Raw genomic sequence first — 17,441 nt, forward strand, 5'->3', positions numbered from 1 at the left:
ACAAAAGCCCCTTATTCGTTTGACAGGCGGAAGACTTCTTCTTCGGTCAGGGAAACAGCATAGATCCGCACATCGTCCAGCAGGCCGTTGAAGAAGCTGGCCTGCGTCGAGCCATTATAATATGCTCCGAGTTGGACATCCTGCCCGGCAAGCGTGTCGATGGCCTGGGTTGAACTATATGTCGTACTCTGTGGTACACCATCCACATACAGTTTGATTTCATTGACGCTCGGCGATCCGTCGTCGGCCAGCACCGCTGCGACATGATGCCACTGGCCGTCGGCAACCGAGACACTGCCGGAGATGTAACCGCCCCACACCCCCGCCGCCAGTTTGCCATCCGCCTGCAGACGGAACATCCACTTCTGCCCATTGGCGCCAGTGCCCCACGATAAAATCATCTGCTCCTTGCTGTTGGCAGTCGCTTTAATCCATCCCGAACACGTCCGGGACGCAGAACCGGTAATCCCCTCAAAGCCTGTAACCTGGACATAATCATTGATCCCGTCCAGCTTCAAAGCATAATCAAGATACCCCGCCTGCCACGGATTGTCGGTGATGTTGACTGTCTGCCCGTCCTGCCCGCCAATACTGTCGGCCACAGTCTGCCCGTCTGTCGCATCCATCTTCCACCAAGCGATCGGCGACGGCAACGCTGCTGGCGGCGGCGTGATGTTCTCGGACAGCAGCCACTGGTCGGCCAGGACAAGAAAGTCATCGAAGTCCACCGTTCCACTGTGGTTGATATCCGCCTGGCCGCAATAGTCCGGCCCGGTACACTCAGTCTGCATCCAGTGAGCCGCCAGCAGGTGCATATCCTCCATTGTCACATCGGCGGTCAAGTTCAAGTCGCCGAACAGATAGTATTCATACGCCCCCATATCCACCACCGCCGTGCCGTCCCAGTCGCCATCCGCGACTCGCGGCGTTCCCAGCAGCCCGGTTTCTCCGGCCGGTACAGCCGCATTGCTGCCAGTGTCCACACACGGCGAACCGGGCAATAAATGCAGGTCGCCATAGTCATCATCAGCGCTGCCCCACTGGCCATCATCACCAGCCCAAGGATACCGAACCACCTGCGGAGGCAGGCTGATGTTGCCATCTCCCGCGAAGCCACCTTCAATATCGCTATAGGTCACCACAGAGGTTCCCGACGCCCTGGTATACAACTGTGACCCTTGTAATGCTGAATTCCCCCACAGAATACTGTTGACCAATACATCGTCAGAAGCATAATTGCAAATCCCTCCACCAAAACTGTTGGTAGTGCCCATCGCGGAATTTGCCAGAAAAGTGCAGTTTCTAAACGTTGAAGCACCCACGTTTTCATAATCGCAAACAGCCCCGCCATAGGCGATTACGCCCTGTACATGATTGCCAACAAAAAGGCTGTTTATAATCGACAATTTCGAACCATAACCATAAATACCACCGCCTAAGGCAGACTGCATTCCGAGAACACTATTGCCGAAAAAACGGCAGTTCCTGACTGTGGCTTTCGAAAAATACCCCCATATTGCCCCACCACCTGTGTTTTGGTCTTCCCCTGCGACAGTATTTTTTAAAAAAAGGCTATCTTCCACAACACTATTGACCTGCTCATAACTACTGCTCAACAAAGTCAAAGCCCCGCCTTGAGCCGCCTTGTTGTTAGAAAAAATACAATTACTTACATTCTGAGCCCCTCGAATCCCACCACCTGCTCGCGAAGCTTCGTTTTGTTCAAATACGCAGTCGATGACAGTATCACAGTAAGATAATCCACCGCCGTAACCAGCAGAAATATTTTGTTTGAACACACAATTTATAGCTTTGTAACCACCATACATTCCCCCCCCGCTGGGATATATGTAATAAGGAGGTACACTGGATGTCCCCCAAGTATAGTTTCTTTCAAATATACAATTCATGATAATAGGATAAGAAATTATATACTCTCCACCAACGTACTGAATGAGCTCGTAGGGAATACTTGCCATTCCTCCCCCACAACCTCCACGCCCTCCAGCACTATTTTCCGTGAAGATGCAATCTCTGACTACGGGACTGCTGCCGCAATTGCATATTCCTCCGCCACAGCCTGAGGAATTACGGATAAAAGAACAGCGTATTATCAAACCATTACTGTTTTTGTAATTATTGATGCCACCTCCATTGGCATTCCATGCCCCATCATTTTCGGGATAAGTCGCATTATTTCCTTCAAAAATACAATCTGTAATAGTTGCACAGCATTCATCATTAAATATTCCAGCCCCACTATCTGAGAGCATTCCAGTCAATATATCTATTGACACCTCAGTAGTTTTATTCCACCTGAAACTGCAATGCGAAATGGTCGGGGTACCGCCTTTATTATACATCCCGCCCCCGCAACGATAAGCAGAGTTCCCCTGAAAAGAACAATGACTCAGAGAAGGACTTCCGCCCTCACTGTATATCCCGCCGCCATAACGCCCAGCGGTATTCTCAAGAAAGACACTATCAGTTATCGTTGTTGCCCCAGAACTAATCAGATAGAGTCCACCGCCCCTATCCGATGAATTGCCCTGAAATCTACAGCGGCTCAGAATCATCTGGCCCTGACAGAATATTCCGCCTCCCTGGCTGATCGCTGCATTATTTAAAAATGTGCAATCTGATATTATCGCATTCATACTTAGCGTATATATTCCGCCGCCATATCCACCTTCATCCTGAGCACTCTTCGCTCCTGCTGCATTTTCCATGAAAATACATCGCGTTATTGTGGGACTGCTTAATTTGGCATTGTACATCCCGGCCCCATAAACGGCCGCATTGTGTTTGAAAATACAGTTATTAATCGCGGGGCTATTTCCATTGCCATTATACATCCCAGCTCCGCGATGAGAATCTGTTTTCTCAGGGTTAACTGAATTCCCTCCCTGGACGGTAAAACCATCAAGTATGGCTGTGCCATCGAGATTTATTCCTTCCGGATGGTAAAACACGTGACAACTATTATCAACTCGTTCAGGAAGTGTCCATTCAATCGTATTGCTGTCATCTCCATTGATATCCCCGGAAAGAATCGTCAGATTCGGATCGCTGCTCCGTTGGTCGCGCTCGGTTTCAATCCCGGCAAAGCCGCCATAAATACCAACGCCATTTTTCATTTGATATGTTTTAAAGCAATCCTCACTTCCCCCCACTTTTTTTGTCGGTTTGTATGTTCCAGCCGCGACCCAGATTTCCGAGCCGGCCTGGGCAGCATCGAGGGCGGGCTGGAGTGTGGTGAAGGCATCCGCCCAGCTTGTTCCTGTATTGGCACCGGCGGCCGAGGCATTGACGTAGATGACCGTCGGTTTATTGACGACTCCAAATGCAAAAGATGATAATGTCAGAATTGTCGATACGACAAGACCCCGAATTGTCCGGCACCGCATTGTGTATCCTCCTAATCGCTCTGCTGGAACTCCTGTTTTTTAGACAAAGAAACCGACTTTCCTACTCCTGATTCTAATCAACTTCTATTTTACCTAATTTAGCTGTACTATTGCAACCAAAAAAGATTCGGCTTGAAATAAATAATAGACATTCAACATCATCTCTCCGCAGGCATGCGATGGAGGCCCTCTATCCCACAGGCAAAACAGTTTTTGCTTTTCAGGTCACAGAAAATCGGGTAAACTCCCCGCTCAGATTGATAACACGATTGATCTTAGTCTCATTGTTCGCCCCAGCCAGGGATGCGGTTTGTTAAACCGGTTCCAGGGCCTTTTGAGCAAGAAGAACAATCCGGGCTTAAGTATTAATCAGAAATCGATCCAGTTTATAAGTGTCAGAACAAAACAAGTATGATAGCGTTCAAAATTACACATAACTGAGAATCATTCTCGATAATGTGCAGAGTTGAACCTGTGAGAACAATTCTCGGATATAACACCTGGGGAAACGTATAAATGGAAATGGTGGAATTGGACAATGTAATGGATTCTCAAATAAATCAGACGAATACGCCTAGTGAACAAGAGTTCCGTCTTCCGGAAATCATTGGGATTTTGCCGATCCGCAGTGCTGTCGCCTACCCTGGTACCGTCATGCCGCTGGCCATCGGCCGGGAACGCAGCAAACGCCTCATTGCAGATATTGAACCGCAGAAAACAATTTTTGGCCTGGTCGCACAAAAAAATCCCGATTCTGAAGACCCTGGCATGGACGACCTCTATTCCGTGGGCACCGCAGCCTCGGTATTAAAAGTCATCAGGATGCCTCAGGGGTCTATCAATATTATTGTTCACGGTATCGTTCGATTTCGAATCCTCGAATTTATCCAGAAAGACCCGTATCTCAAGGCCCGCGTCCAGGTGATTCCAACGCGGACGCGAATGACCAAAAAACTCCAGGCTTTGGTGGTCAGCGTACGCAACACCGCCAATCGGGTGATTTCACTGAGCCCCAATGTGCCGGAAGAAGCGTCTATGCTGCTGGAAAATATCCAGGATCCCTCGGCACTGGCCGACTTTCTGGCGGCAACACTCAATATCCCCATTCCGGACAAACAGGCTCTTCTTGAGGAACCGGATGCTGCAAAACGCCTCGAAGAAATCTCCGTTGACCTGGCCAATCAGCTCGAAGTGCTGGAATTAAGCCATAAAATTCAGGGACAGGTCCGGGATTCCATCGAAAAAAGCCAGCGGGAATATTACCTGCAGGAAGAGCTTAAAGCCATTCAGGCTGAACTCGGACAAGAAGATCGTAAAAGCGAAGAAATCAAAGAACTCAAAGATAAAATCCATAAAGCCAAAATGCCCCATACCGTCGAGCAGGAAGCTCTGCGGGAATTGGACCGTCTTGCCAAAATCCATCAGGGTTCCCCGGACTATGGCGTAATCCGGACCTATCTGGACTGGATTTGTGAACTGCCCTGGTCCACGAAAACCGAAGATATTCTGGATATCCGTCGTGCTCGCAAGGTATTAAATCACGACCATTTCGGACTTGAAAAAATTAAACGCCGAATTCTTGAATTCCTGGCCGTACGTAAACTCAATCCCACCGGCAAAAGCCCCATTCTGTGTTTTGTCGGCCCCCCAGGCGTCGGCAAGACCAGCCTGGGCAAATCCATTGCCAAGGCTATGGGGCGTAAATTTGTTCGTGTCTCTTTGGGCGGCATTCGCGATGAAGCCGATATCCGGGGCCACCGCCGAACCTATATCGGTGCTCTGCCGGGACGGATTCTGCAGGAACTCCGCAAATGCGGCTCCAAAAATCCCGTATTTATGCTCGACGAACTCGACAAAATCGGCCAGGACTTCCGCGGCGATCCGGCATCGGCCCTGCTGGAAGTACTCGACCCCGAACAAAACAACAGCTTTACCGATCATTACCTGGACCAGCCGTTCGACCTGTCCGGCGTGATGTTCATCGGCACGGCCAATTACATGGAGCCGGTCCCGCCTGCCTTGTACGACCGCATGGAAATTATCGAACTAAGCGGCTATACCAAGCGGGAAAAACTCAATATCGCTAAAAAATATCTTGTTCCTCGCCAACTGAAAGAGCACGGCCTCCGGAAAAACCAGCTTGTCATCCCGGATAAAACACTCGAGATCATCATTGACAGCTATACCCGTGAAGCCGGAGTACGCAGTTTTGAGCGAACCATCGCAGCCGTTTGCCGCTTCGCTGCAGCACGCATTGCCGAAGGAAAATCGCGAAAACTGTCGATTCTGCCCAACCGGCTGGCGGAAATCCTCGGCCCGACCAAATACGATTTCGAAATCGCCCAACGGGCTGTAACCCCAGGCGTCGTCACCGGACTGGCCTACACCCCCACAGGTGGGGAAATCCTCTTTGTCGAAACCGCCAAAATGCCCGGAAAAGGCATGCTGTTGCTGACCGGCCAGATTGGCGATGTCATGAAAGAGAGTGCTCAGGCGGCCTTTTCCGCAGTTAAATCGAATTTGGATACGTTGAATATATCTCCAAAAGATATTGCCAAATATGATTACCATATTCACGTGCCCGCCGGAGCGATTCCCAAAGACGGCCCCAGTGCCGGAATTGCCATTTATACCTCGATTGTATCCCTGATGTGGAACAAGCCCGCCCGACCCGATGTTGCGATGACCGGAGAAATTACGCTTAAGGGGCATGTGCTGCCTATCGGCGGATTGAAGGAAAAAATCCTGGCCGCAAAACAGGCCGGAATCAAAACCGTCATTCTGCCCAAACGCAACCAAAAGGACATGGTCGAGGTCCCCAAAGAAGCCCGAAGCGGCCTCAAGTTTCACTTTGTCAGTAAAGCCGAAGAAGTGCTTTCGATCGCGATTCAGTAATACACAAGGACAACACAATCATGCCATTGAATATCAAACTTCAGCAGATCGACAAAAACACCGTAAAGATTATCCTGGTCGGCCAGATCAATTCCGATACGTACGAAGCCCTGGACCACCAAATCCAGGAATTGATCCAGAAAAAAATATCCACTGTTATTTTGGACCTGGCAGATGTGGATTTTATCAGCAGTGCCGGCGTAGGCGCTATCATCAAAGCCAAAATGTCGATGATGCGATATTACGGCGAACTGGCCCTGGTCAATCCGCAGCCGCAAATTCGCAAGGTCTTCGACATTATGAAGCTGCTGCCGGCAATGAATGTCTTTGCCAATATTCAGGAACTCGATGAGTATCTGGCTCGCATCCAGAAACGAGTGATTGAAGGAGAAGAATTGTATCAGTAGTGGGGCTTTGTCCGGCTTTTTACCGTCTGGCGGCTTCCTGTTCGCGGCGTGTGGCTTCCTTTAGCGTATTTTTTTCCGCGCGAGTCAGACTGCCCAGTCCCTGCTGATGCACTTTCTCAAGAATGCGATCCACTTCATTCTGAAACGCCCGTTCTTTTTCCAGCTTACGCTGCCAGGCCCCCTTGGAACGTTCCAGACGCCAATGGGTAAAGCGGGGAAGAACATACACAAAAACCACCCCAGCGGCGACCCCGGATAAATGCGCCGCTTCCCCGCCGGCATTCTTGCCGCCCAGAATATTCATGACACTCCAGATCACAACGATAATCAGCATGGTTTTCATCGACATTGGAATCGTCCCGAATACATAGACCTGCATCCGGGGATACAGAATTGCCGCAGCTGCCATCAGGCCGTAAATTGCCCCGGAAGCCCCGACCATGAAACCTGCTTCAAGCAGGTGCCCCAGAACCAGCAGAGTATAAACCACCCCGCCAACAGCTCCGCTAATCAGGTAAAACCGCAGATAGACTCTGGATCCCCAGATGGATTCCAGTATCGGTCCCAGAAAATACAACATCATCATATTGAACAAAATATGCAGAATATCTGCATGGAGAAATTGATAGGTCACCAGCCGCCAGACCTGCAGAATAGAGGTGTAGCTGATCGGGGAGATGCTCAAATACTGGACAAAAAAGGCACTCTGCCCAAACAGAAACATGACCACAAAAACCAGGATGTTAATAATCAGTAAATAGCGGGTCACCGGCGGCACATTGGAAAACAACCCGCCCGTACCAAAATATTCCCCTTTGCCTGTAGTCTCTTTCTGATAATCCCGGTCGTAGATACCCATAAATACATATTCCATTAAACAGTGTTATTTCATATACTATCGCCAAAAACCGGAATCAATTCAATGACAAAATCGAATATGGACAAATTTACACATTTAACACGGGAATTACAGGACCTCGAGGCTCGACAGATGACTCGCAGCTGCACCTGCATCGACTCAGCCCAGGGACCAACTGTCGTCATCAATGGTCGGGAATGTGTCCTGTTCTGCAGTAATAATTATCTGAATCTGGCCAATCACCCCGAAATCCGTCGGGCAGCAATTCAATCCATAGAAACATATGGCTGGGGCTCCGCCGCCTCCCGCCTCATCAGCGGAACGATGCGCCCGCATGTCGAAGCCGAGAAGGCCTGGGCACAATTTTTTGGCAAGGAATCCGCCCTGCTGTTCGGCTCAGGTTGGGGAGCCAATCAATCGGTTTTAACCACTCTGCCCGGAAAAGGCGACATTGTCCTAATGGATCGTATGGATCACGCCTCTATCATTGATGCCGTCAAAAACAGTCAGGCGAGTTTTCATACCTACCGTCGTGATAATCTGGGCAGGCTGGAGTCCTTTTTGGCTAATCCCCTGTATCGTTGTAAATACATCGTTACTGAAAGCGTCTTTTCCATGGATGGCGACACAGCAGACCTGAAAACCCTGGTTGAGCTGAAAAATAAATACCATGCGATCTTGATTGTCGATGAGGCCCATGCTGTCGGCTGCATGGGACGCCGGGGTGCAGGTCTTGCCGAAGAATTGGATATTTTAGACCAGATTGATATGGTGATTGCCCCGCTGGGCAAAGGTCCGGCCTGTGGGGGGGCCATCGTGGCCGCACCAAAAGTCGCTATTGATTATCTGGTTAATAAGGCCCGCCCTTTTATTTTTACCACCGCCCCTTCGCCAGTGTTAGCGGATGTGTCTGTGGCAGCATTAACTTTAATCCAGAATGAATCCCGCAGGCGAACTATGTTAAAACAAAACGCAGACAGTCTGCGGGCACTACTCGTTCATTCAGGCCTGAATATCGGACAAAGTACAACCCATATTATCCCCATCATCGTCGGCTCAGCTGCACAGGCCGTACAAACCTCACAACAGTTAAGACAACAAGGCTATTACCTGACCGCCATCCGTCCTCCGACGGTTCCTGCCGGCACAGAACGCCTTCGTATTAGTGTGCAATCCGACCACACCTCATCTCAAATACAGGGTTTGTGCAGGGCCCTGACAGAAATTCTCGGACCCGAAAACAAAAAAATAAAAATATCAGAAAAAAAATAAAAAACAGGTAACTATTTTTTGGAACTGGGAGTCTATATGGTGGAAGGCGACCAATACCTGACCATACTCAACAACGCCTCCTTTGGGCCGGTCATAAAAAATAGCCCTGGGAAGTACCCTCTTACTTCCTCCTCCTTCTGCGTGACCGGCCTTTTCTTTTTTTCCAGTCGGCAACCGCAGTCTGTCGCAAGCTCCGCAACAGGAAATTTAATTCACCGGAAGAACAGGCGTAATCGGTTCCCACTGAATTTTGCCGGCACCAAGCAGTGTCCCGGTGGCATACGCCAAATCCACTAATGAAATCTGATAATCCGTCAATGCTTGAATTTCAGAACTCTGCGCCACCGCAAGGCGTGTCAGGGCATCCAGCACATCTGTCGAGGTACGAAGCCCCTGCTCAAATTGACGAATCTCGGCCTCATAAACCCGCCCTTCCAGAATTGCATTCTGACGGCTGGCCATAATCTGCTGCCAGTTGGTTTCGACCTGATCCACCGCCCCGAGAACCTCCTGCTTAATAAGCAATTTACGGCTTTCTTTGCTGGCCAGGGTCTGCCGTTTCAGAATCATCGCCTGCCGCAGTCGGTTCTTGGCAGCTTCGTTGCCCAGCGGCACCCAGAGGCTGACACCGATACGATGATTTTCATAATTTTTTTCATTCAGCATATCGTATGCATCATCACGCGTAACGCCAATGCCCGGAACATTGTACCGATAATCCAGCGTCACCAGCGGCAACATCTGATTGTTCAGGTAATCAATCGTACTGATTCGGGATGCAATCTGCAATTCCAGATCCAGCAACTCGGCACGGTTTTGTTCTGCCAATACGATCAGCTTCTGTTTATCCAGTTCATAATACACCGGATCCGCTTCGGTCTGAGGGATAACGACTGTCGGGGTTTCAATATCGACTCCCGGTTTTCCCAGAGTACGTTTGAATTCTCGCTGACGTAACCGCAATTCATTTTCCGCAGCAATAATCGAAGCCAGTTGACTGGCCAGCCCTGCTTCCGCACGGAGAATCTCCACATCCGCCTGCTGCCCGGCAGCAACCAGACGTTTGGCCCGATCCAGCTGAGCCTGGGCCAGTTCATACTGCTTTTGGCGGACTTCCAGCTGCCGGCGGGCTGCATAGAGACGCCAATAGGCACGGTCTGCCGCTGCCAGAACACGAATCACTTCCAGTTTGGTTGCATTATCGGTAATCTGTTTATCATAGCGCGCCAGTCGAATACTGTGCATATTAGCCCTTGTCCCGGCATTTTTCAGCAGAGGCTGACTAATTGAAAAGGTAAAGCCCGTTTCATACCACGGAGAAAACATGCTTGCCGATTGCAGATTCTTGTCGCGGGAATCGGCCAGATTAAATTGAATCGTCCCACCCGTCTGCAAAGGCATTTGCACGCCCACGCCGGTATCGATGTTGCGATATTGCGATCCTCCTGACCCGACATAGGAACCATCCCCGACTTCCACCAATCGCCCCGGATAATCCGTTCGAGACACCGCCGTATTGGCCACAAACGCTGCTTCGAATTTCGCTTCTTCGGCATCCACCGCCGCCTGGGCCGCCGTCGGAGCATACAACTGGACCTGCAGTTCCAGATTGTTCTTGAGTGTCTCTGCCCGGCACTCTTCAATGGATACCCGCCATTCCGCCGGGGCCGCGGGGGTATTCGGCTCGGCCTTCTGTTGGGGCGATGCTGGCATATCCGCCGGTTTCAAATCCAGCGACTCCACCGTCTGCAATTTTTCCCGTGGAGCCTGGTATTCATAATACTGGTCCTCCGGGTCCAGGCTTGCACACCCGCTCAGACATAAAACCGCAATTCCAACCATGATTCTGCATCGTATCCGTTTATTCATGACGTAATGCCTCAATAGGATCCAGTCGAGCCGCTTTCACAGCCGGGAACAATCCAAAGAAAATACCCACAAACGCCGAAAAACCAAGCGACATCAGCGCCGCCCAGGCGGGGATGTATGCCTTGTCCAGAATATCCACCTGCGGAATATGCGCGATAATCGTCGTCAGCAATTGCCCCAGTCCCAGCCCCATCAGACCACCAAGACAGCACAATACCACCGCTTCCACCAGAAATTGCGTCAAAATGGCCGCAAAGCCGGCCCCCACCGCCTTGCGCAGCCCGATTTCACGGGTTCGCTCCGACACCGAGACCAGCATGATATTCATAATCCCAATGCCGCCGACCAGCAGCGAAATCCCCACAATTGCCCCGGCGACCAGTGTAAATCGCGTCGCAATCTTCTGAAACGTCCGGACTTCACTTTCTACAGTCTGCACCCTGAATGTCGGCGGTTCGCCGGGTTCGATATGCCGCCGCTGACGCAGGAAAAAGGTAATTTCCGCCTTGGCCTCCTCCGACACATCCGCCGATCTACTGGCGGCCATCACCATAAACCACATCCGGTTTCCGGAGTTGCGATAAAGCGTCTGAAACGGGACAAAGACCTCATAATCCTCATTGCCGCCAGCCCCGCCGATCATTGACATCGACGGTCGATCCTCCACCACGCCAATCACACGGTAGGTACGGTATCCGATCGTCACCAATTCATTGGTACAGTCACGGTCCATACCCAGCTTATCCCGCAGATTCTGCGACAGCAGGCAAACCAAACGGGCCTGGGCCTGATCAATGGCGGAAAATGCCCGCCCGATAATCACCGGACGCGATTCAATCTGATGCCAATCCGACTCAATCCCGCTCAGGCGGATCCGCTCCAGTGTTTTTTCTTTATACCGAATACTGTCCCGGTCGTCATTAATCCGTGTAAAGAATGCCACGGAGGGGCAATATGCCAGCATGCCTTCAAACTGCTCGGGCTTGAACCGGATGGTATCCCAGGGCACATTTTTATATTTGCCCGTATCCGGTCGGCTAGCCCAGACAAAAATACGATTGGTACCGAAGGTTTCAATATCGCTCATAATCTTGGCTTTTAAGCCGCTCAGGGCCGCAATCACAGCCGTCACCGAGGCAACACCGATAATAATGCCCAGCGTCGTCAGCACCGAACGGGTTTTGTTGACCCAGATTTGCACCAGCGCCAGCGTGATGCTTTGCACCATTAAGCGTATCAGACGAATAGGAAGATCCAGAATCATCATCGAACAACTCCCGCAGGACGGTGTGCCCAGACGGCATCCTGCTCCGTCGGCAAATCGCTGATCACTTTTCCATCTCGCATCCGAATAATCCGTCTGGCATGGCAGGCCACATCCGCTTCATGCGTTACCATAATAATCGTCTGTCCCTCCTCATGCAGCCGTCGAAACAGGGCAAGGATTTCTTCGCTGGTTTTGCTGTCCAGATTCCCCGTCGGTTCATCCGCCAGCAAAATAGACGGATTATTGATCAACGCCCGCGCCACAGCCACACGCTGCTTTTCGCCGCCGGAAAGCTGGTTGGGCCGGTGGCTGGTCCGTTCTCCAAGGCCGACCCGCTGCAATGCCTTGTGCGCCAGTTCTTTGCGATTCCAGACCGCCTGCCGTGAATAAATCAGCGGCAGTTCCACATTCTTTAACGCCGAAAACCGCGGCAGCAACTCAAACGACTGAAATACAAAACCAATTTTCTCATTGCGTACGCGGGCCAGCTCCGAATTGCTCATCCGGGTCGTATCCTGCTGATCCAGTTCATACACCCCGCTGGTGGCGCGATCCAGACACCCCAGCAGATTCATCAGCGTACTTTTGCCGGAACCGCTGTGGCCCATGACTGCCACATATTCATTCTGATAAATCTCCAGGCTCACCCCATCCAGTGCACGAATCTGCTCCGAACCGACCTTGTAGATCCGCCGGATGTCATGCAGCCGGATAACAACTGATTTTTCGCTCACGGCCAGGCTCCTTCGTGTCTATGATGCTCTCGACTCAGTCGCTGTCACGGACGTTTTGTTTTTGTCTTTGGCCATCATTTCCGCCTCGACTTCTTTTTCGTCCCGCACCGCTTGTTCATGCTGAAGGGCATCCAGCACCTTATATGGCCCAACGATAATCCGATCCCCCACCTTCAATCCGTCCTGGATAATGATATGGGTCGTATCCCCCGGTCCGATTTTCACCGGTGTGGCAATAGCCTTTTTATCCTGATACCGAAAAACCACCGTCACATCCGTCTTGTTGCTATCCACCAGCGGATTGCTTCGGATGTCTTCAGGCAAATCATCCGCTTTGCGAGTCAAAACCGCCTGACTGGGCACTTTCAATACGTGTGTATGTTTCCGGGTAAAAATATCCACATCTGCCGTCAGTCCTGAATACAGTTTAGTGACATCCCCCTCAATCAGAATCTCCGTGCGATAATATTTGGTTCCGGTCGTCTGCAAATTATCATGAGTCAGAGCAATATGATCCACTTTCCCGGTGTACACCTGGTCCCAGAACGCCTTGACGCGGATACTGGCTTCCTGCCCCAGGGCCAGCTTGCCGACATCCGCCTCATCCACCTGGGCCACCAGCAGCATCTTGGACAAATCGGCAATAATCATAATCACCGTGCCCGGATTATTCATCGTTCCGGTCATCACCATTTCGCCGACTTCGGCATTAATCCGGGTAATCACCCCGTCGATCGGAGAGCGAATCGTGGTATATTCCAGGGCATCCTGGGCCTCCTCAATCAGGGCCTTCTGGGCATCAAGATTATGCTGAGCAACAATCAATCCTTTTTCTTCGGCCTCAACCTGAAACAACGCCGATTGCAGTTGCGATTCCAGTTCTTCAAATTTTTGTCGGGCCAGGTCATAGACACTCTGGCTGATATCGCCGGTGGCCAGCAGTTGTTTTTGACGTTCATAGTCTTTTTTGGCCTGTTCCAGACTGGCCTGCGTGCCCTTGATTTGGGCCTTGTGGGAGGCAATCTGTGTCTTGGTCACTTCAATCTGTGCCTGCTGAGCCAAAAAATTGGCCTGGGCACTCTTAAGACGGCTTTCCATTTCTTTGGCATCCAGGCGAATGACCACATCCCCGGCCTTGACCCGTTGACCTTCCTTGAATGGTAATTCAACCACACGGGCCGAAATTTTGGCACTAAGTTCGACCTTGGTTTTGGGCTCGATGGCGCCGGGAGCACTGATAAATTCCTGCAAATCGCCGGGACTGAGCTCTTCCAGACGGACGGTTGTTGGCAGCGGAGGCTGTTGTGTCTTTTTGACCAGGATGACACCTAAAACAAAAATCACCACAAGCACTATTGAAATAATACACAGTGTCTTAGCACCTTTATGCACGTGCGCTCCCTTTCAAAACATCATCTTAGGGTCCAAGTTATGTTACCTATTTGCGACAAGGTACATACATAATCAAAAAATAGCAAGAAAATCTTTATGTCGGTTGCAGGTAAATTGCAACGAATCAGATTGATTTGACCTTAACAGGCTGGTTTTGCTCATGGGTCCCACTGGCCTGTTCACGCTGCCAGGCATAATACGCATCCAATACCTCAAGCCGTTCGCGATGCTGCACCGGCTGCATTCGGCAAGAAGCCCCCAAATACATCACCTGCTGACTTTCCATGGTAAAGGGCTCCCATGTCGGCAGATCCGAACCATTTGGATTCCCCGTCTTGGCAAAATGAACCCAATACGTACTCATCCGCTCATACATCTGGGTATCTTCAGGCCGGGGTTTCTTGAGATTGCCGAATACATATTCAATTTCAGCCCCATGTCCCGCCCCCTCCGGACTGGCAGGCGTACGGTGATCAAAGTAATATACAAACGCCGGATGGCTGCCTTGTTGGGCCTGAAGCCTGGCCCAGGTCCATGTCGGCCAGCCAAATAACACATCTCCCACAATATCCCGCGAGGATTTCGTTGCCTGGATCTTCGTGGCACAGGGATAAGCAGCAAGAATTTCGTCCGCATGGACGCCGAAGATTTCACGAACCCGGGTTGTAAACACGCCGGGGGATACATTGGTTCGCACAAACAGCCGCCCTTCGTCGGAATTGATGCCAATCAAAATCGGAGTATCATTAAACTGACCTTTCTGGTACAGTTCATACGGATCACCGGGCAGCACATGACCATCATAATTGGGTCTTCCCCCGCTGCCTCCCCTGAGAATAGCTTTGGCCGAAAGAGCTCTGGCCGCAGTGATATTTTTAGCCTTGATTCTGGCCAGAAAGTCCACGCCTTCCTTCTCGGCAACCTCCAGCGTAGGAATCAGCTGGGCCCCTTCATTCGCACGTTTCGGCGGTGTAAAGGAACCTCCGCTTTGTGAAATGGCCCGATGAAACAATCCCTTGGCTTTGGGTGAAATCGCCAGCATGCTAACTGAAACCCCACCGGCGGATTCCCCGAAAATAGTCACACACTCCGGATCTCCTCCAAAAGCAGCGATATTATCTCGCACCCATTCCAGCCCTGCAATCTGGTCAAGCAGTCCAAAATTGCCGGTACCGCCTTCACTGGTCAGTTCAGGATGTGCCAGAAAACCAAACGGCCCCACCCGATAGGCAACGGAGACAACCACTACCCCCTTTTTAGCCAATCGGGCCCCATCATACATTGGCGTAGCCGTCGAACCGAGGCTGAACGCTCCGCCATAAATCCAGACCATCACCGGCAGCCGTTCCCCCTTGTCCCTGGCCGGAGTCCAGATATTCAGATACAGGCAATCCTCGCTGAAGTGGTTGGGAACCCCCATAAACCAGACAGGAATAAATGAATTCTGCATGGGCGAAGGAGCAAACTTTTTGGTTTGTCGGATGCCTTCCCACGGGATTACCGGCTGAGGAGCTTTCCACCGCAGCGGCCCCACTGGCGGTGCCGCAAACGGAATTCCCTTGAAAACACGAATCCCGTTTTTTTCCACGGTTCCCTCAATAACCCCTCCGGTCACGGTAACCTGGCTGTCAACGATGGGGATAGCCGCAGTCGTTTCAAAAGACCGGCTACACCCCCATACAATCACGGCAAACACGATAACATAGTACATTTTGGTATTTCGCATTGTGTAAACCCTGCAATAACACTCACTGAGCAATCCAATAGGGAGACAAGAATCCTTATAGGATAATACCGCCAGAAGCCCAAAAGGTTACAAAATAGCAAAACACCATGGGATTATTTCTGCCGTTATGTACTTTTCCTTTAGCCAACAAAAAAGCCCGACCAGATGGCCGGGCTTTGTGAATTCAGGTAAAATACGGGGTTTAGAATGTAATGACCATTTCCGCCCGAATACGCTGGTATTCATCATCAGCCTTGTCGGATGCCCCGTAGGTTGACACAGACCGGGCCCGGTCGGCAAGGAAATAATACAATCCGCCTTGTATATTGTCGGTAAACTGATATTTCCAACCGATGCGATGCCCTCGCCCGCCAACGCCGCCGTTGATAAAGTCGGTCTCGGCAAATGCCCCCACCATCGAATCCCGCTGGGCTTCTCGATAATCATAGGTAAACTGCCATGAGCCGGCCTTTTTGGCTTTGTTCAGACGATACCCGATCAGCCAGGCCGTGTCGGCGGAAACCCCGGAGGCCACATTGTTGACATACTGGGCATGCAGCCCCGAAGGCAAACCGAACAGCGTATGGCCGTATTCGGCAAACAACTCCACCAGATTATAATCATAATCATAGAAATAATTTGACCCGACTTTGGTGGCCGTATTACCGCCGCGGGCAGATTTGCCATCATAGGACTCAATTTCGTCACCCTGAATGTTGGCATAATCATAATAGGTCGCACCGGCAGTCAGATATTCCTGTTTTTCCTTATTTAAATGATATTTCATCCCGCCCTGAACGGCCCACATGGCAATTTCCGCATCGCTGGCACTTTCTTCTACCCAAAAGCCACCGCCATTGACAAACGCTTCCATAGTATCAGACGGCTTCCAGGTATATTGAATCGCTCCACCTTCCGGATTGACGTCGCTGTCCCAAATCAAATCATTGACCGAATAGAACGGCATGCCCATCTTCCCGACCAGCACATGCAACCCCTCGATGGATTTTGGATGCCAATCCATATAAGCCCGCTCCAGCCATATATTGCTTTTCGCCCAGTTTTCGCCGAGGGTAAAATTGGTCGAGGTCGGCTCAGCCCCGGAACCGGAGGCCAATCTGCCATGAACATCGATATCCTCATTGACGTTCATCGTCATTCCAAGACGAAAACGAACCATCCCCTTGGCTTGTCCTTTTTGCTGAACACTATTTTTTTCCTGCTCAGTCTGATCAAATCGGAAACGGAAGTCACCATAGAATTTGATCTTTTCGGCCCATTTCAGAGTATCGGGCACCTTAAAGGTCTCTTTGCTGGCCGCTGCCGCTTTGATTTGCTCATCCTGGAGGGTTTGTTTCTTTTCCAGCTCAACCAGCTTATTCTGGATTTCCTGCATCGCCTTGTACTGATTCTGCATCTGTTGGCGAAGTTCTTCAATTTCATCGCCATAAACCAGACCATTCAGCCCTGCAATAAATCCAACGGTCATGTAAATCACAATCCTTCGCATCTTGTTTCTCCTAAAAATAACTCGGATACGGGTTAATACGGATAGCCTATCAGCTAAATACTGATTGCCAAATCGTCTATCCGCTTTATAAGCTTTATATTTT

The 17,441-nt window shown here is 50.7% G+C and carries 11 protein-coding genes and 1 pseudogene; 3 read left to right on the plus strand and 9 right to left on the minus strand.

Annotated features, from left to right (window positions below):
• Positions 1-11 precede the first annotated feature (11 nt).
• Together ACQ9LF_RS03390 and ACQ9LF_RS03395 are read right to left on the minus strand one after the other, a co-directional pair.
• Complete coding sequence (locus ACQ9LF_RS03390; RefSeq protein ID WP_462487996.1) at positions 12-1,451, minus strand: LamG-like jellyroll fold domain-containing protein; 1,440 nt, start codon at positions 1,449-1,451, stop codon at positions 12-14.
• Positions 1,452-2,582: 1,131 nt separating this feature from the next.
• Positions 2,583-3,407: pseudogene (locus ACQ9LF_RS03395) on the minus strand (hypothetical protein); the annotation flags it as partial.
• Between the two features lie 543 nt (positions 3,408-3,950).
• On the opposite strand from ACQ9LF_RS03395, the gene lon reads away from it, so the two are divergent.
• Positions 3,951-6,302 carry an endopeptidase La gene (gene lon, locus ACQ9LF_RS03400; protein ID WP_462487956.1) on the plus strand — a complete coding sequence of 784 codons (2,352 nt, stop codon included), beginning with the start codon at positions 3,951-3,953 and terminating at the stop codon, positions 6,300-6,302.
• 20 nt (positions 6,303-6,322) lie between these two features.
• Positions 6,323-6,709, plus strand: a complete 387-nt coding sequence (locus ACQ9LF_RS03405) for an STAS domain-containing protein (protein WP_462487957.1) — start codon at positions 6,323-6,325, stop codon at positions 6,707-6,709.
• A 19-nt stretch (positions 6,710-6,728) separates the two neighbouring features.
• Here ACQ9LF_RS03405 and ACQ9LF_RS03410 read toward each other — a convergent pair whose 3' ends face one another.
• Positions 6,729-7,568 carry a rhomboid family intramembrane serine protease gene (locus ACQ9LF_RS03410; RefSeq protein ID WP_462487958.1) on the minus strand — a complete coding sequence of 280 codons (840 nt, stop codon included), beginning with the start codon at positions 7,566-7,568 and terminating at the stop codon, positions 6,729-6,731.
• A 63-nt stretch (positions 7,569-7,631) separates the two neighbouring features.
• Between ACQ9LF_RS03410 and ACQ9LF_RS03415 the strand changes: the two genes are divergently transcribed.
• The gene (locus tag ACQ9LF_RS03415; RefSeq protein ID WP_462487959.1) at positions 7,632-8,840 is read left to right on the plus strand and encodes an aminotransferase class I/II-fold pyridoxal phosphate-dependent enzyme; all 1,209 of its coding nucleotides are present in this window, start codon (positions 7,632-7,634) and stop codon (positions 8,838-8,840) included.
• A 207-nt stretch (positions 8,841-9,047) separates the two neighbouring features.
• Here ACQ9LF_RS03415 and ACQ9LF_RS03420 read toward each other — a convergent pair whose 3' ends face one another.
• The 6 genes from ACQ9LF_RS03420 to ACQ9LF_RS03445 form a co-directional block, all read right to left on the minus strand.
• On the minus strand, positions 9,048-10,709 hold the full coding sequence (locus ACQ9LF_RS03420) for a TolC family protein (protein WP_462487960.1): 1,662 nt from the start codon (positions 10,707-10,709) through the stop codon (positions 9,048-9,050).
• Complete coding sequence (locus tag ACQ9LF_RS03425; protein WP_462487961.1) at positions 10,702-11,976, minus strand: ABC transporter permease; 1,275 nt, start codon at positions 11,974-11,976, stop codon at positions 10,702-10,704. The genes ACQ9LF_RS03420 and ACQ9LF_RS03425 overlap by 8 nt, the downstream gene beginning before the upstream one ends.
• Positions 11,973-12,716: an ABC transporter ATP-binding protein gene (locus ACQ9LF_RS03430; protein WP_462487997.1), complete on the minus strand. Its 744-nt coding sequence runs from the start codon at positions 12,714-12,716 to the stop codon at positions 11,973-11,975. Before ACQ9LF_RS03430 ends, ACQ9LF_RS03425 begins: the two co-directional genes overlap by 4 nt.
• Positions 12,717-12,728: 12 nt before the next feature.
• Entirely contained in the window at positions 12,729-14,102 is a 1,374-nt protein-coding gene (locus ACQ9LF_RS03435) for an efflux RND transporter periplasmic adaptor subunit (protein WP_462487962.1), read from the minus strand.
• A gap of 124 nt (positions 14,103-14,226) precedes the next feature.
• Positions 14,227-15,828: a carboxylesterase/lipase family protein gene (locus ACQ9LF_RS03440; RefSeq protein WP_462487963.1), complete on the minus strand. Its 1,602-nt coding sequence runs from the start codon at positions 15,826-15,828 to the stop codon at positions 14,227-14,229.
• A 202-nt stretch (positions 15,829-16,030) separates the two neighbouring features.
• Positions 16,031-17,338 carry a putative porin gene (locus tag ACQ9LF_RS03445; protein ID WP_462487964.1) on the minus strand — a complete coding sequence of 436 codons (1,308 nt, stop codon included), beginning with the start codon at positions 17,336-17,338 and terminating at the stop codon, positions 16,031-16,033.
• Between the last annotated feature and the right edge of the window lie 103 nt (positions 17,339-17,441).

The sequence above is a fragment of the Anaeroglomus insulsum genome (genome assembly GCF_050689095.1).
GTDB lineage: Bacteria > Planctomycetota > Phycisphaerae > Sedimentisphaerales > Anaerohalosphaeraceae > Anaeroglomus > Anaeroglomus insulsum.

What these genes read in the sequence shown, in the direction of transcription:
- ACQ9LF_RS03390 (WP_462487996.1), bottom strand. Translation starts at nt 1,451, where the DNA reads ATGCAGTCTGCCTTAGGCGGTGGTATTTATGGTTATGGTTCGAAATTG.
- lon (WP_462487956.1), top strand. Translation starts at nt 3,951, where the DNA reads ATGGATTCTCAAATAAATCAGACGAATACGCCTAGTGAACAAGAGTTC.
- ACQ9LF_RS03405 (WP_462487957.1), top strand. Translation starts at nt 6,323, where the DNA reads ATGCCATTGAATATCAAACTTCAGCAGATCGACAAAAACACCGTAAAG.
- ACQ9LF_RS03410 (WP_462487958.1), bottom strand. Translation starts at nt 7,568, where the DNA reads ATGGGTATCTACGACCGGGATTATCAGAAAGAGACTACAGGCAAAGGG.
- ACQ9LF_RS03415 (WP_462487959.1), top strand. Translation starts at nt 7,632, where the DNA reads ATGACAAAATCGAATATGGACAAATTTACACATTTAACACGGGAATTA.
- ACQ9LF_RS03420 (WP_462487960.1), bottom strand. Translation starts at nt 10,709, where the DNA reads ATGAATAAACGGATACGATGCAGAATCATGGTTGGAATTGCGGTTTTA.
- ACQ9LF_RS03425 (WP_462487961.1), bottom strand. Translation starts at nt 11,976, where the DNA reads ATGATGATTCTGGATCTTCCTATTCGTCTGATACGCTTAATGGTGCAA.
- ACQ9LF_RS03440 (WP_462487963.1), bottom strand. Translation starts at nt 15,828, where the DNA reads ATGCGAAATACCAAAATGTACTATGTTATCGTGTTTGCCGTGATTGTA.
- ACQ9LF_RS03445 (WP_462487964.1), bottom strand. Translation starts at nt 17,338, where the DNA reads ATGCGAAGGATTGTGATTTACATGACCGTTGGATTTATTGCAGGGCTG.